This window comes from Flavobacterium sp. CSZ (assembly GCF_015350725.1).
GTDB lineage: Bacteria > Bacteroidota > Bacteroidia > Flavobacteriales > Flavobacteriaceae > Flavobacterium.
In genome coordinates, this window is record NZ_JADKPQ010000032.1 from 1 (window position 1) to 15,521 (window position 15,521).

The window sequence follows — 15,521 nt, forward strand, 5'->3', positions numbered from 1 at the left end:
AATAAAGAATAAAGAATAAAGAATAGCTTTTAAACTCTGATTACCTGATTTTAAAAACAAAAAATAAAAGAAATGTATAAAGTATCGTCTATATCGCTTTTGTTGCTTTTGATCGGATTTAATATCACTATCTCAGCACAAAAATCCAGTATTTCTGGTAAAACAGAATGGTTTGATCCTAATAAACCTGCATCGACCTATTGTAATCCAATTAATATTGGATACAATTACACAACTCATAATCACAACGGAATCCCTGAATCTCGCCGTTCAAGTGCCGATCCGGTAATTATTACTTACAAAGGCGAATATTATTTATTTGCGACCAATCAGGCGGGATTTTTCTGGAGTAAGGATATGTCTGACTGGAATTTCGTTTACGGAAGTTTTCAAAGACAACCGGGCGACGATGATCAATGTGCACCTGCTGCATGGGTTGTAAATGATACTTTATTTTATGTAGGTTCTACCTGGAAAAAAGATCATCCGGTTTGGAAAACTGCCGATCCTAAATCAGGAAGATGGTTACGTCATGTAGACAAAGCAATGTTACCAACCTGGGATCCTGCTATTTTTCAGGATGAGGATAAAAAAGTCTATATGTATTATGGTTCAAGCGGAAAATTACCTCTTGTAGGAACCGAAGTAGATTATAAAACCTGGTTGCCGGTAGGAAATCAGGCCGATTATGCACAATTATATGCAGCAACTGAAGTAGAAGATATTCAACGACCATACGGACAAATTAAAGAAGTAGTAGGTCTTGATCCTAAAAATCACGGTTGGGAACGTTTTGGACCTAATAATGATATGGAACCAGCACCTTGGGGTGATTTTATAGAAGGTGCCTGGATGACCAAACACAACGGAAAATATTATATGCAATATGGTGCTCCGGCTACTGAATTTAAAGGATATGCAAACGGGGTTCATGTAGGTAATAGTCCGTTAGGGCCTTTTGAGTATCAAAAACACAACCCGATGTCGTATAAACCGGGAGGATTTGTAATTGGAGCAGGACACGGAAATACTTTTGCGGATAATTACGGCAATTACTGGAATACCGGAACGTGTAAAATTTCGATTAAAGATCGTTTCGAGCGTCGTATCGATATGTTTCCGGCCGGATTTGACAAAGATGAAGTCATGTATTCTATCACTTCTTACGGCGATTTCCCTATTGAGTTGCCAACACAAGAACGCGATCAGACAAAAGGAGCTTCATCAGGATGGATGTTACTTTCGTATAAAAAACCGGTAACCGTATCTTCTTCAGAAGAATGTATGGAAGTTCAGACGCATAGAGTGGATACAGGTGGCAAAAAAGTATTTGAGAAGTTTTGTTATGGGCCTAACAACCTGACAGATGAAGATATTCAAACGTATTGGTCTGCTAAAACGGGTGATCCGGGCGAATGGCTTCAAATGGATTTAGGCAGACAAATGGAAATTAAAGCATTGCAAATTAATTATGCAGATCATAAAGCAACACAATACAACAAGGCGATGGATATTTATTATCAATATAAAATCTTTATGTCAGATGATGCTAAAAACTGGACTTTAGTTGTAGATAAATCCAAGAATGATAAAGATGTTCCTCATGACTATGTTGAGTTGACAAAATCAATAAAAGCACGATACATCAAAATGGAAAACATTCACAATGCATCGGGATTGTTTGCGATTTCAGATTTCAGAGTATTCGGTAATGGATTATTAGAAAAACCAAAAGCGGTTAATTCGCTTAAAGTCGATCGAAATAAAACAGATTCAAGAAACGCTATGGTCTCATGGAAAAAGCAAGCTGATGCCATTGGTTACAATATCTATTACGGAATTTCACCTGATAAACTATACAACAGTATCATGGTGTACGGCGATAGTTCGTATGATTTTAGAGGCTTAGATAAAGGAACAAAGTATTACTTTACAATCGAAGCTTTTAATGAGAACGGAATTGGAACAAAAAATAAGATTATAGAAGTAAAATAGTTTTATTTTATTAATACCATAAAAACTCTAGTTGTAAACTGAAAGGTTTGTAATTAGAGTTTTTTTTATGTGAATAGTTCAGGAGAAACTCCGGCAGTTGTAAAGAATTTTGTTCCTTTGTGTAACAACCCAAAAACGCATGAACCCTATGAAAAAAACGATTCTTTTAACTGCTTTGGTTTTAAACGGATTGACATCTTTTGCACAGTCAAATGATGAAAAGAATATTAAATTATTCTATAAAAAAGCTTTAACAGAAGCTAAATGTTATACTTGGTTAGAATATTTGTCTAACGATATCGGAAGCCGTTTGTCAGGTTCTAAAGGTGCCGAAGAAGCAGTAGAGTATACAAAAAGACAACTTGAGACATTAGGGCTTGATAAAGTGTATTTACAGGAAGTTATGGTTCCGCATTGGGTTCGTGGCGAAAAAGAAACAGCTTATATTTTAGATGGAAAAATAAAAACCAACGTGCCAATTTGTGCTTTGGGAGCTTCAGTTGCCACTCCAAAAACAGGTATTACAGCAGAAATTGTTGAGGTAAAAAGTATAGATGAATTAAGGGCTTTAGGAGATAAAGTAAAAGGTAAAATTGTATTTTTTAATAGACCAATGAACCCTGAAAATGTGGGAACTTTTGATGCTTATTCAGCAGCAGGAGATCAAAGAAGAATAGGAGCAAAAGAAGCTGCGCAATTAGGAGCTGTAGGAGCAATTGTTCGTTCACTAAATTTACGTTTAGACGATTTCCCGCATGCAGGAAATCAAACTTATGGTGATTTACCAAAAGAAAAATATATCCCGGCTGCTGCAATTAGTACAAACGGAGCTGAATTGTTGAGTAAATCCTTAAAAGTAAATCCGGCATTAAAATTTTATTTTAAACAATCTTGTGAGACGTTGCCAGATGTATTGTCACATAACGTAATTGGAGAACTTACAGGAACAGTAACTCCGGAAAACATAATGGTAGTGGGCGGACATTTAGATTCCTGGGATCTCGCCGACGGATCTCATGACGATGGAGCAGGAGTAGTACAAAGTATGGAAGTAGTTCGCATACTTAAAAACTTAAACTACAAACCTAAAAATACGATTCGTGTAGTTTTGTTTATGAATGAAGAAAACGGCGGAAAAGGCGGCGCGAAATACGAAGAAGTGGCCAAACAAAAGAACGAGAATCATATTTTTGCCCTTGAAAGCGACTCGGGCGGATTTACACCAAGAGGTTTTTCTATAGAAGCAGATGATGCTAACCTGAAAAAAATTCAGGGATTTGCCCCTCTATTCGAACCTTATTACGTTAATACTTTTGTAAAAGGGCATAGTGGTTCAGATATCGAACATTTAACGTCTAAAACGATTGTAAAAGCAGGTTTAATGCCAGATTCACAACGTTACTTCGATTATCACCATGCAGCAAACGATAAATTTGATGCCATTAATAAAAGAGAACTGGAACTGGGAGCCGCAACAATGACTTCACTGATATATTTAATTGACCAAACCGGAATTATACTGCCAACAAAAAGTTAGATTTAAAATGAAAGTCGTTTTTCAAATAAGCTTTTTATTTTACGCTACACTTACGTTTAGTCAGCAAAATTCTGAAAAGGCTTATAGAAAATTATATATTAGTGAGAAAAAATATTCGTTGCTGTTTCCTGAAAATTGGTATCTTAAAAAAACAGATTCACTTCAAAATTCATTTATGTTGCTGAGTGAAAAAAGTTCCTTACAAGATAATTTTATAGAGAACGTTGGTTTAGTAATTAAAGATCTTGGCTATGAGAATGTTAAGTCAAAAGTGCTAAAAAAAATAATAGATAAAAAATTTGGTGTTAGCAGTGAAATTATTTCAAATCGAAAAGTTTTAAAAAATGGTTTAACAGGACAAGAAATTGTTTATAAGACAATGTTGGATAATGGATATTTTGCGACAATTCTACAATATTATTTTATAAAAGGAAGAGATTTATACCTATTAACATTCTGTTCTAAACCTGAAGAGTTTTTAGATTACATGCCTATTTATCAAAATATATACGATAATTTTGATATTAGGTAATCAGTTTTATAAAAAAAGCCATTCGTTTTGTGAATGGTTTTTTTTATAAAACCTTAATCCTTAAAAGTAATTGTAAATTTTGCGCCCTCATTAAGTTTGCTTTCCAGACAAATATGCCCGCCAAGATTGGTTACATGATTGTAAACCAAATACAAACCGATACCGTTGCTGTCTTTGCGTGAATTAAATTTTTGATGTAATCCAAAAATCTTATCCTTTACTTTTTCCATATCAAAACCAATTCCATTGTCTGTAATGGTCAGTTGCGTACTTCCGTTAAAACGATGTGAATTAAAATTAATAATGGGCAAAGAACCGGGTTTAGAGTATTTAATGGAGTTTGTAATTAAATTCAGAAAAATACTTTTCAAAGAAGTTTTATTAAAGAGAACCGTTTCTACCTCAGAAAAATCAATAGTAACTCTTGCTTTTGAGTTATGAATTAAAGAGTTTATCGAAAACAAAACCTCTTTTAAAACCGCATCAAAATTCAATAACTCCAATTGATTGTCTTCTTCATTTTTTTTATCCAGAATAGCAACATGATCAATTAAAGTTTTTTTTAAGCTTTGGGTCGCGATTTCAATAATCGAAATCAGTTCAAGCGTTTCAGGATCAGTTATAGTCGAAGTATCTAGAAGATCAAAAACAGCCAATAAATTATTTACCGGAGATCTCAAATCATGCGCGGTTGTATAAGTAAGCTGTTTTAGTTCGTTATTTATTTTAGTAAGTTCTGTTAAATGAGCATTTCGTTCCTGTTCCAGCTCTTTTTTGAACGTAATATTTTTAGCAATTGCAAAAACAAGTTTGTCTTTTTGTATAGGAAACGATGTCCACAGTAACCACACCACATTACCGCTTTTTGTTACATAGCGGTTTTCAAAATTAGATAAGCCAATTTTACGGGTTAGATTTTTTCTTGCATTAGAGGTGTTTATCCTGTCATCTTCAAAAACAAAATCGTTTATGGGTTTCGATAATAATTCTTCCTCACTATATTCTAATAATTTTGATACAGATGGATTTATTTTTTTAAAATAACCATCAAATCCGGCGACACATAATAAGTCCGGCGAAGAATCAAAAAACTCCTCAAACTGATTGAAAAAATCAACAGTATTTTTAGTAAGGTTAGGTGCGCTATGGTTCATAGATTAAACCTAATTTTGAAATTGCATTACTAAAATAATATTAAAATTTTACACGAATGTTATATTTTTAACATTGTATTGGGTTTTTCGTTTAAAAACACTTTAATTCGTTGAACAACATTTTTAGCTTAAATAATGCAGAAGTAAAATCTTATAAATGTTTTTTACTTCATTTCTAAGACACAATTAATAAGTATCTATAACGGTTTTTAGCAAATCAGAATCTACTAAATCAGATGGAGCCACAACTTTTTCATCAAGCGGAATATCGTTTCCGTATCTCTCCTTTAAGATTTTCTGTACTCTGGCATCGCTTAAGTTAAAATCCTTCATTTGCTTTAATTTTGATAACTCAATACCCGCAGCATTTTTATAAATTTTCCAGATCAGTTCAGAGCAATAAATCCTTGTGTCCGACCAGTCAAAATAAGCATCATATTCTTTTCCCATAAAACCCTGACTGTAATCTTTCATTTTTTGCAAAGTGGCGGGAGTTAATACAGCATCGGCATTTTTCAATCTTTTTATTAGATATTTAGCACCTTTTCCGTGCTGAATCCAATCTTCAAGCCGAGTTAGTTTTACTGGCTGAACAGCTTCAAAAACAAATAAATTTCCGTTTATTTTATAGATAAGTCCACAATGCGAAAATTTAGAATTCGTAGCAATTCTAACCGCTTCACATTGACTTGATTCCGAAGTCTGAAAAATAAGATCTCCATCCTGAATTTTATTCTGTAAAGAAGTTTCTGTATTATTTTTTGTCTTAGAAAACGGATTGTTCGGAAAAACCTTCATGGCAACAAACAAAGCACAGCTAAAACTCAATAAAAATGTAATGCCAATAAATAAATATTTTGATTTTTTCATGTTTTAGTTTTAAGGTATTTTATCGTAAAATTATATTTCACGCAGATTTTAAAAAGATTCAAGCAGATGCGCGCAGATAGTTATAAATAGCAAATTTTTAAATTATATTTGCTATAATCTGCTAAATGTGCGTGAAACAAAAAAACTTTGCGACTCCGCGGCTTTGTGAGATTTTTTTCTTACTCAACAAATAAAAGGCAAAAAAAAATAGTTACCAAAATGATAACTATTTTTAAATATAATTTTAAGAAATATTAGATTCTAAAGATTCCACCCACAGCAATAATTCTTTGAAAAAAGAAAAAGTCCTGCGAAGCGCTATCATCATTACTTCTTGTAGTTTTAATATCCTGCATGTTGATGTAACCACCTTTTAGCTCACCTTGCAAGTAGAAATACTTGAAGAAAGTAAAGTTAATTCCCGCTTTTGCAGATAAACCATAACCAGAAACATGAAAATCATCATGACGTTCTTTTCCTAAAAGAGTTGTATTTGTTTTAGGATATAAAAGTCCTGCACCTAAACCTTCAGTTAAATTAATCTGAACCTTATCAGTATTAGTGATACCAAACAATTTAGAAATATCATCATGTCTGGAAACCTCAGTATTAATGTAATTTAAACCATCTGTATGCTCGTACATTAAAAAAGCAGGAGGATTTCCCTGAGTACCACCCGCAATACCACCTTCCTGAGCACCATGCTGAGACATATCTACAGGAGTATTATTATAATCTCCATTGTAATAAGATCCAGCCTGATCAGCAGGTAAATTAATAGTACCAGTAACATTAGCGATTTGATTTTGAGTCATCACATATTTCATGTGATCCCAACCAACCGAAACACTGTAATGATCACTAAAGAAATATCCCATTCTAAAGTTCGTTTGCGGAATCGTCATGTTTGCCGGATTTACATAATCAATATGCCATCCTTTTGGCTTATCATGCGCCTTCATATCATTAACAGTAAAGTTGTAATCCTTACCTCTAAAATTTACATCAGACTTCGTGTAACTGTCTCTGTTTCCTCCCCACGAAACGAAAAATTTTCCTTTATTGTGAGCCGTATATCTTTGTACTGCAATTTCTTCCTGAGCAAAAGTGTTTAGTGAAAAACACACCAGAAAGAAAAATAAAATATTTGTTTTCAATGCAATTGTATTATAAAATTTAAAATGAGTTAACTGTTTTTCTAATGGCAACCAACTTCGTCATTAAACCTTCAAAATAGTCTAAATGCAACATGTTCGCACCATCACTTTTTGCATTAGCAGGATCAAAATGAGTTTCGATAAAAATACCGTCAACACCCACAGCAATACCCGCTTTAGCAACAGTTTCAATCATATCAGGTCTTCCGCCCGTAACACCGGCAGTCTGGTTAGGTTGTTGTAATGAGTGCGTAACATCAAGAACCGTAGTGGCATATTGTTGCATAGTAGGAATACCTCTATAATCAACAATCATGTCCTGGTAACCAAACATAGTACCACGATCTGTAACCATTACATTTTCGTTATGGCAGTCCAGAACTTTTTGTACCGCATGTTTCATACTTTCCGGACTCATAAATTGTCCTTTTTTCAGGTTCACCACTTTTCCTGTATTAGCCGCAGCTACAACAAGATCAGTTTGGCGAACAAGGAACGCCGGAATTTGCAAAACGTCAACGTATTGCGCCGCCATATCAGCATCTTCATTAGTATGAATATCTGTTACAGTAGGAACGTGAAAAGTTTCAGAAACTTTTCTTAAAATTTTTAATGCTTTTTCGTCACCAATTCCAGAGAAACTATCAATTCTCGAACGATTGGCTTTTTTAAACGATCCCTTGAATACATAAGGAATCTGAAGTTTGTCGGTAATACCAACTAATTTTTCAGCAATTCTTAGCGCCATTTCTTCACCTTCAATAGCGCAAGGTCCCGCCAATAAAAAGAAGTTTCCGCTTTCAGTATGCTTAATTTGTGGAATATGTTGTATGTTCATAATATGATTTTTTGACAGTGCAAAGGTAGTCATGATTTATGAATACGAGATGAAGATTTAAGATTATTTTAAGAAGCCACTCGCGCTATCCGATGCAATATTTTTCTCTAAACCCTTTTTTTCTTGGTCTTTGCAGGAGCTTTCTCCGGTGGCTCTGCAAAAAACAGAAAAAACAGGCTTTCTCAAAAAATGATTTCCGCTGCTATCACGGCTAGGAGTTTAGTGGAATTATCGTTTTCAATAGGGAATATTTCCTCAATTACACTTTAATATGATAATCAATAGTTGTAATAAGCTTACAAAAAAGAATTACTTTTCATAAGATTTTTTAATGTAGTACTGAACAATTATGACAATTATTAGAATAAAAGTTAAGAGAAGAGACAGCATAATGAGGCCAAGAAACCCCATGCCACATCTGAAGGAGTTTGGATTTTGTTCTAAAAATTTATTAAAATTATAGGAGGAAACGTAAAAAACTACTATCGATAAAACTATTTGCGAAAAAAAACTAATCAAACAAACTGTTCCAAATTTTAAAGATATAGTTTCACCAATTGCTTTTCTGCCAGCTATAATTTGAAACAGTAATGGAAGAATAATTAAAATTAGAGGCATAGTACTTATTTTTTAATTGATTTTTATTTCTAAAAGCTTTATTATTATTATTAGTATATGTACTCGCGGGAGTGTCCCGCTTGTGCCCATAATCAAAATCAATTTAGATCTATTGCTAAAATAGAGTGATAATCAATAGGGGAATTTCGGGTGCTAAAACCATAGTGGAATTATGGAATTTAATACGTGATATCTCCTCAAAAAAAATCTTAAATTATACCTTAAGGTTAAATTCTGTTTCTAAAGTAGTATTCAATTGATTGTCCTCAAAAGGAATAATTTCTGTAACCCCATTTTTTACTGATTTTATGGCATTTTTAAGTAATATTTTTTTACCTAATGGATTTTGTAAAACAACAATTAATTTTTGAGTAAAAGTAGAATCAGGGTGTGAGTAATTATAATGATTTGCAGGCTTAAAATCGATCCACCTTTGAGGAGTTACATCAAACGAATATAAGTTAGACCATTCTTTTTCGATAAGTATTTGCAGTAAATATTCATCTTCTTCCGTTTTAACCAAAGTAAAAGTATCATAACCCTGTTGAATTTCAGTTCCGATCTCACTCAGTTTCAAAGGTTCTCTGATGCTGTTTCCTCCAAATCCCAAATCAATCAGATATTCTTCATTTTCGATTGTAGCAATTATTGCCAAATGTGTTCTGGCATTCTGGCCAGGATTAACCAAAGGGCGCACCGCAATATAATAATGCGGAACTCCAATTTCCTGAAGCATTAACGAAAATATGCCATTAATTTGATAACAATATCCACCACGGTTTTTATCCACAATTTGCGTTACAATATCATCACCAATTAAAGAAATAACTTTACCGGCCTGAACATCAATATTTTCAAAAGGAACACTAAATATCTGGCTTTGCATCAATTTTTTTATACCATCTAAATTCAATTTAATTTCTCCCTGAAAATTGATTCTCTTTAAATATTTTTGTAAATCAAAACTTGAAGCTTCAATTTTATAATTATTTTTTAATTTTTCCATTGTATTTTTTTGACTTTTACAAATAGTTCCAATACAATCAAAATTAAGGCGTTTGTATAAGTACAAGGAGAGTTTTAACTTATTTTTCGGTTATATTTTTATTCTCAAAAGCTTTAAAACACAATCAATCTCATTTTACTCCTTCTTCAAACTCAATCCCATCGGAACCATCAAAATTCCTTTTTCATAAATGTTCAAATATAATTTGACAGGTTTCTTTTGTCCTTCCCATTTTAATTCATAAACATTCAAAAATCCCGCACCCATATCACTTCTTTTGGTTGGGAAGGGACAACAGGTTTCTAAGCGGATATAAGTTATTTTTTCTCCGTTTGGTCCGGCCAGAGCATTTAAAAAACGAGTTTCGTTCAAAGCTTCATCTTTTGTATTTCTAAAAAATATATTAACCGGATAGTCAGGATCAAATCCGTATTTTTTATCAGTACTAAAAAGCTTAATTTCAAATGTATTGTTTTTCTTTAAAACCAAATCCGGAGCATTATCATCAACATTTTTCAAAGTCGATCTCGTACTCACACAAGAAGTTGCACTAATTATTAAAAGGATATAAAGGGCTATTTTTTTCATGGTTTAAAAGTTTTGGTAATACAAATGTAAAATGTTTTTTCAGCCACAGATTAAAGGATTGAAAAGATTCTAAAAAAATCTGCATGAGAAATATTTTCAATTCGTTTTATCCACGATATAATTCGTTACAATTATCACGATTCAAAAAAAGAAAAAAAATCCGTGCAAATCAGTGGGCTAATATTAATCTAATTTTTGCGTATTCAGTCTTATAATCCCCACTACAATCAGATATTGTGCCACAAGATACGTTAGCATAATAAAAAAAGAACTTTTTTCGATTGGTGCATGAAATTTATCAAAGGCCAAAATACTGTCCGAAGCGACAAACGATGCAGCTCCCAGAAAAATGTATAAAGCCCCTGGTTTTTTCCAGATTAAATAACCATTAAAAGCAAATAAAAGCATAGTCGAAATGACAGCAGCATAGACAATAACAGGAATTTTGAGATCACCCAGATTTGGCATTAAAACTAAAATCATTGCCGTTAAATAGAAAGCAATTACAACGCTTCCAATTCCAAAAAGGATTTTATTAATCTGAATTTCTCCTATGATTTGTTTATTAAAAAGAACACAGTAAGCAATATGTGCTATTAAAAAAGCAACCAATCCTAATATAAAATAGATTTCGGCTATATCAGCAAAAAGCAGAATAACATCACCAATCCAGGAAAATAAAAGAGCAGTTAACAGTATCTTTCTGGAGGGGAATTTTCGATTAAAATAAACTCCAAAACCCAACAAAGGGATCAGAGCAGGTTTTAAATATAAATCTAAATTCTCATGTCCTAAAAACAAAACGATGAGATATAAAATACTAAAAGCGATGTAAATTTTAAAAAAAGCAGCATTTTTCATAAGCGGTTTATGAATTTATTATTTGGTTTGTTTGGGTTCTGAAATCGATGGTCACAAAGTATACCGAAACGAAAAACGATAAACTCAAATAACCTAAAATAATGTAATTACTCATGGCAAAAGCATGATTTAAGCCAAACCAATCTCCACAATACGCTATAATTGCAACTGCAATAACCAAGCGTAAACCTTCCCAAAAAATGGCATATTTGCTTTTGTCCATTAACTCTGTGTAGCTATAAATAGTTACCAAAATAAATAAACCATAGATAAAAATATTGGGCAACCCAATTGTGGCAATATTATCAAATAAATAAGTGACAAATAAAAGCGTAATTAAAACCTGAGCTACAGACCAGTAAATTAATTTCTGCGAGTTTTGTGTGCCGTATTTCTCAAAATCAAAAACATTATCAATTTTATTTACAGGATATTTTTCATCAAAATTTTCCGGTCGCCAGCCTGTTGGTTTAAACCAGATGGTGAGTTTGTCTTTCCAGTTGTCGGCTCTCCAGGCATCTTTTATTAACAGAGTCAAATGCTGGAAATTAATCCGGATTGGGTTCCAGGTATTGGCAGGTCTTGTAATACCAAATACGGGCGGAACATCATCTAATTCGGCTTGAAAAGTGCCAAAAAGTTTGTCCCAAAAAATAAAAATCTGCGAATGGTTTTTATCTAAGTATTCGGGGTTTATAGCGTGATGCACACGATGATGCGAGGGAGTAACGAGAATGTATTCAAGAAATCCCATTTTTTTGATGTGTTTGGTATGATACCAAAATTGCAAAAACAAATGCAGCGGCAAAGTGATCGCAATTACTGTAGCAGGAACGCCCAATAACGCAGCAGGAATCAATAAAAAAGTAAACAAATTAACCAAACTCGCAATTGGCTGACGCAAAGCGCAGGCAAGGTTAAATTCTTCACTGCTGTGATGAATAGCATGTTTATTCCAGAAAAGATTAATTTGATGTGCCCATCGATGACTCCAGTAGCCATAAAAATCGATCACAAAAAAGGCGATACAATAGGAGAGAACATTGGCATCTAAATGATAAATGGCAATTTTAGAAACCATCCATTCATAAGAAATAAAAGTCAGGCTTAATCCCAGAACATCTTTTACAGAATTGGTAATTCCAGAACTAATACTCGATACGCTATCGATCAAAGGAGCGGTGTCGTCCTTTTTATAAATGCCGTATATTTTTTCGATTATAATTAATACTAAAAAAATAGGCGTAGCGATAATCAATATCTTTCCATATTCTTCCATAAAAAAACATTCTATTTTATTCAAATATAGAATAAAATAGAATGTTTTTTAAATTATTTATAAATTAAACACTTTGTAAAAACATATTGAATTTATGTTTTTACAAAGTGATAAGAATCTTCTTAAATTAATAATCAGAAGTATTGTTTACGGCGTAAGCTTTTTTAATTTTTGGATTTTTAATTTCAAACCTGATGTATTCTTTTATGATTTGAAAAGAATCGTATTTGATCTCAAGAGTAATCTGGTTTCGGGCATTTACAACCCCATATTTTTTATTTTTCTTTACAACAAATTCTGAAGTAGAATAAATGTTTTCAATAGCTTCATATTCACAGGCCACTACGATTTCATTTTTATTACTAATTACGCCAAATTTATTTCCATTTTTAAAAATCTGAAAGTTGCTTTTCGAGAAACCGTTAGAGAAAAGTCGCTTTTTTGCAAATTCATCTACCGGAATTTCAATTTCAGAATAGCTGTTATCAACAAGAGTCAGGAGATATTTTTTATCGTGTTTTGTAGCAAAGATTTTATTTTGAGCTGCATTGTAAAACTCGTAATCTTCGTTAATAATACGATCTCCATTTTTAGAAAACACGCCATTTTTATTATCTAAAGTAGTTACAACATAATAATTTGAAAAAGTTTGAACATCTTTATACTCAATAGGGATAATCTCTTTTTCTAAAAAAGGATTTATAATTCCCTCGAGATCTGCTTTTCTTGCTAAAAATTGATTTTGAAACAGATTGTCCTCTTTATGACTTACCGGATAAATAGCATCATAAACAAACGCTTTTAAGACAGAATCTTTATTAGTAATCAGCCCGTATTTATGTTTGTCGATGGCAATATAAGTTGATTCGCCTGTCCTGATATCATCATATTTGCATTCGATTGTATATTCTCCTTTAGAATTGATAACACCTTTTTTATTGGTAATGTTATTTAGAATAAGATAAGAATCAGAGTCGATGACTTTTTCAAATCGATGATTTTTAATGGGTTCTAAAATGGACTTCCCTTCATTGTTGATTATAAAAGTATCATTGTTCTGCAGAGTTACAATGCTTTTATTATCTGTAAAATAGTCAATGTCTTTTGCTTTGTAATTGGTTATTTGCTTTCCTGAGAAGTCAAATATGTCAACAATGTTATTGCTTTGTGCGTAAATAATAGCACCGTGATCCATTATAAAATCGAACTTTAAAGGTAAAATTATTTTGTTTAAAGTATCTACAACACCTGTTTTGTTATTTTTTGAAACCCTGAGGAGGTTTTTGTCAAGGTGAAAAATGTCGTCATATTCTAGCGGAATTCTAATATTTCCTTTCCTGTCAATATAGCCACGTTTGAATTTTTTATTGACTGTATTTCCAACTTCATACAAGTTTTTAAGTTCTTTCTTATTATAAATATATTCATAAGTTGGTTTGATAACTACATTTCCTGTTGTATCAATAAGTCCCATTTTTCCTTTAAAGGTTCTGAATACGGCATAATTATTTTCGTAGGCATATACATATTCATAACCCAATGTTTTACTTTTTACCAATTGCTCGCGAAGATTATCGAATTTTTTCTGGCTTAAAGAAACCAAGGGGAATAAAAACAGAAGAAATTTGAAGTATTTCATGATTTTAATTTTGGTAAATTATTAGGTTAAAAATGAGCTGAGTTAGGCTAAAATAAAAACGCATTCTAATTTATTCAAATTATAGAATAAAATAGAATGCGTTTTGAAATTATTGGCAATTTAAACAATTTCGGCGCTTAGTCCAGCTTCCAGAAGTTGTGTACATTGAGGTTTTAGTTTATCCAGTGGCCCTGTTTTTACAGTGCATTTTCCGTTGTAATGTACAATTAAGGAACATTGTTCTGCTTGTTCAGGCGTGTGACTGCAAACACGCATTAAAGTATCAATTACGTGATCAAAAGTGTTTACATCGTCGTTATAAACAATGATTTCGTTATTGAAAACCGTCGCTTCCTTTTCGCGAACTCTTTCTCTTACTTTTTCTTTAGTACTCATGTTTTTAGGTTTTTGTACTTTTTTGTAATTACTAATTTTATTTGCCAAAGATCTACAATTCAACAGCTTTTTAAAAGCTAAATCTGTGTAAATCTGTGTGATCAGTTTAATCTGCGGGCTACTTAAATTTTAGAAAATCAACTATCTAATTTACGTATTTTAATGAAACCCAGTTATTTCTTTGAAACTTTTTAACATATGTTAATCCTTTTTCTGTGCATGAAGCATCAATAAAAGGAATGTCTTCTTCATAGAAACCGCTAAACAATATAATACCGCCTTTATTCAAACAATCAACATAAGACTGCATATCATTCAACAAAATATTACGATTGATATTTGCAATGATCAGGTCGTAACTTTTGCCGGCTAATAAAGCAGCATCGCCTTCGTAAACGGTAATATGTTTGCAATTATTGCGTTCAGCATTTTCGATAGAATTCAAATAACACCAGTTGTCAATATCGATCGCATCAATTGGCTGGGCACCTTTCATTTCGGCAAGAATAGCTAAAATTGCAGTTCCGCAACCCATGTCAAGTGTTTTAAGACCTCTTACATCCATTTCAAGTAAATGCTGAATCATCATGTGAGTTGTTTCGTGATGACCAGTACCAAAACTCATTTTTGGTTCGATTACGATATCAAATTCAGCATCAGTTTTTTCGTGAAAAGGAGCGCGAACATGGCATTTTCCGTCTACATCAATCGCTTCAAAATTCTTTTCCCATTCCTCGTTCCAGTTTACCTGATCGATTTCTTCAACAGTATATTCAATTTTAAATTCTTCAGATTCTAAAATATAAATGTCATCTAAGATATTCTCATCCCATAAATCTTTCTTTACATAAGCCGAAATTCCAGTTTCAGTTTCAGTAAAAGTCTCAAACGCTTTTTCGCCTAATTCAGCAATTAAAATTTCTGAACCCGGTTCTTTTGGTTCAATAGTAAAATGGTATCCTAAATATATATTCGACATAAATAATTTTTTTGCAAAGGTAAGAATCCAAAGCAGAAGTTGTTCATAAATAATCGACATCCTTACATATAT

Annotated in this window: 14 protein-coding genes; 3 read left to right on the plus strand and 11 right to left on the minus strand. The window is 32.6% G+C overall.

What is annotated here, in order from left to right; all coding sequences use genetic code 11:
- Positions 1–72 precede the first annotated feature (72 nt).
- From IRZ78_RS24650 to IRZ78_RS24660, 3 genes are all read left to right on the plus strand, one after another.
- Positions 73–1,995 carry a discoidin domain-containing protein gene (locus IRZ78_RS24650; protein ID WP_194619992.1) on the plus strand — a complete coding sequence of 641 codons (1,923 nt, stop codon included), beginning with the start codon at positions 73–75 and terminating at the stop codon, positions 1,993–1,995.
- A 148-nt stretch (positions 1,996–2,143) separates the two neighbouring features.
- The gene (locus tag IRZ78_RS24655) at positions 2,144–3,532 is read left to right on the plus strand and encodes a M20/M25/M40 family metallo-hydrolase (RefSeq protein ID WP_194619994.1); all 1,389 of its coding nucleotides are present in this window, start codon (positions 2,144–2,146) and stop codon (positions 3,530–3,532) included.
- A gap of 7 nt (positions 3,533–3,539) precedes the next feature.
- Positions 3,540–4,064 carry a PsbP-related protein gene (locus tag IRZ78_RS24660; RefSeq protein WP_194619996.1) on the plus strand — a complete coding sequence of 175 codons (525 nt, stop codon included), beginning with the start codon at positions 3,540–3,542 and terminating at the stop codon, positions 4,062–4,064.
- A 53-nt stretch (positions 4,065–4,117) separates the two neighbouring features.
- Here IRZ78_RS24660 and IRZ78_RS24665 read toward each other — a convergent pair whose 3' ends face one another.
- The 11 genes from IRZ78_RS24665 to prmA form a co-directional block, all read right to left on the minus strand.
- Positions 4,118–5,218, minus strand: coding sequence for a PAS domain-containing sensor histidine kinase (locus tag IRZ78_RS24665; protein WP_194619998.1), 1,101 nt, complete (start codon positions 5,216–5,218; stop codon positions 4,118–4,120).
- 186 nt (positions 5,219–5,404) lie between these two features.
- On the minus strand, positions 5,405–6,088 hold the full coding sequence (locus IRZ78_RS24670; RefSeq protein WP_194620000.1) for a YiiX family permuted papain-like enzyme: 684 nt from the start codon (positions 6,086–6,088) through the stop codon (positions 5,405–5,407).
- A gap of 254 nt (positions 6,089–6,342) precedes the next feature.
- Positions 6,343–7,245: a hypothetical protein gene (locus IRZ78_RS24675; protein ID WP_194620002.1), complete on the minus strand. Its 903-nt coding sequence runs from the start codon at positions 7,243–7,245 to the stop codon at positions 6,343–6,345.
- A gap of 19 nt (positions 7,246–7,264) precedes the next feature.
- Positions 7,265–8,083, minus strand: coding sequence for a 3-deoxy-8-phosphooctulonate synthase (gene kdsA, locus IRZ78_RS24680; protein WP_194620004.1), 819 nt, complete (start codon positions 8,081–8,083; stop codon positions 7,265–7,267).
- An 832-nt stretch (positions 8,084–8,915) separates the two neighbouring features.
- Complete coding sequence (locus tag IRZ78_RS24685; protein WP_194620006.1) at positions 8,916–9,707, minus strand: arylamine N-acetyltransferase; 792 nt, start codon at positions 9,705–9,707, stop codon at positions 8,916–8,918.
- Between the two features lie 135 nt (positions 9,708–9,842).
- A complete protein-coding gene (locus IRZ78_RS24690) occupies positions 9,843–10,295 on the minus strand; it encodes a 2-dehydro-3-deoxyphosphooctonate aldolase (RefSeq protein WP_194620008.1) in 453 nt (150 codons plus the stop codon).
- A gap of 183 nt (positions 10,296–10,478) precedes the next feature.
- Entirely contained in the window at positions 10,479–11,156 is a 678-nt protein-coding gene (locus tag IRZ78_RS24695; protein ID WP_194620010.1) for a lysoplasmalogenase, read from the minus strand.
- Positions 11,157–11,163: 7 nt separating this feature from the next.
- Complete coding sequence (locus IRZ78_RS24700) at positions 11,164–12,435, minus strand: sterol desaturase family protein (protein ID WP_194620012.1); 1,272 nt, start codon at positions 12,433–12,435, stop codon at positions 11,164–11,166.
- A gap of 127 nt (positions 12,436–12,562) precedes the next feature.
- A complete protein-coding gene (locus IRZ78_RS24705) occupies positions 12,563–14,074 on the minus strand; it encodes a WG repeat-containing protein (RefSeq protein ID WP_194620014.1) in 1,512 nt (503 codons plus the stop codon).
- 120 nt (positions 14,075–14,194) lie between these two features.
- On the minus strand, positions 14,195–14,470 hold the full coding sequence (locus IRZ78_RS24710; protein WP_173972908.1) for an ATP-dependent Clp protease adaptor ClpS: 276 nt from the start codon (positions 14,468–14,470) through the stop codon (positions 14,195–14,197).
- Positions 14,471–14,615: 145 nt separating this feature from the next.
- Positions 14,616–15,449: a 50S ribosomal protein L11 methyltransferase gene (gene prmA, locus IRZ78_RS24715; RefSeq protein ID WP_194620016.1), complete on the minus strand. Its 834-nt coding sequence runs from the start codon at positions 15,447–15,449 to the stop codon at positions 14,616–14,618.
- Between the last annotated feature and the right edge of the window lie 72 nt (positions 15,450–15,521).

Excerpts from the sequence above, each read along its gene's own strand:
- IRZ78_RS24650 (WP_194619992.1), top strand. The coding sequence starts at position 73 with ATGTATAAAGTATCGTCTATATCGCTTTTGTTGCTTTTGATCGGATTT.
- IRZ78_RS24665 (WP_194619998.1), bottom strand. The coding sequence starts at position 5,218 with ATGAACCATAGCGCACCTAACCTTACTAAAAATACTGTTGATTTTTTC.
- IRZ78_RS24685 (WP_194620006.1), bottom strand. The coding sequence starts at position 9,707 with ATGGAAAAATTAAAAAATAATTATAAAATTGAAGCTTCAAGTTTTGAT.
- IRZ78_RS24690 (WP_194620008.1), bottom strand. The coding sequence starts at position 10,295 with ATGAAAAAAATAGCCCTTTATATCCTTTTAATAATTAGTGCAACTTCT.
- IRZ78_RS24695 (WP_194620010.1), bottom strand. The coding sequence starts at position 11,156 with ATGAAAAATGCTGCTTTTTTTAAAATTTACATCGCTTTTAGTATTTTA.
- IRZ78_RS24700 (WP_194620012.1), bottom strand. The coding sequence starts at position 12,435 with ATGGAAGAATATGGAAAGATATTGATTATCGCTACGCCTATTTTTTTA.
- IRZ78_RS24705 (WP_194620014.1), bottom strand. The coding sequence starts at position 14,074 with ATGAAATACTTCAAATTTCTTCTGTTTTTATTCCCCTTGGTTTCTTTA.
- IRZ78_RS24670 (WP_194620000.1), bottom strand. The coding sequence starts at position 6,088 with ATGAAAAAATCAAAATATTTATTTATTGGCATTACATTTTTATTGAGT.
- prmA (WP_194620016.1), bottom strand. The coding sequence starts at position 15,449 with ATGTCGAATATATATTTAGGATACCATTTTACTATTGAACCAAAAGAA.
- IRZ78_RS24660 (WP_194619996.1), top strand. The coding sequence starts at position 3,540 with ATGAAAGTCGTTTTTCAAATAAGCTTTTTATTTTACGCTACACTTACG.
- IRZ78_RS24655 (WP_194619994.1), top strand. The coding sequence starts at position 2,144 with ATGAAAAAAACGATTCTTTTAACTGCTTTGGTTTTAAACGGATTGACA.
- IRZ78_RS24710 (WP_173972908.1), bottom strand. The coding sequence starts at position 14,470 with ATGAGTACTAAAGAAAAAGTAAGAGAAAGAGTTCGCGAAAAGGAAGCG.
- kdsA (WP_194620004.1), bottom strand. The coding sequence starts at position 8,083 with ATGAACATACAACATATTCCACAAATTAAGCATACTGAAAGCGGAAAC.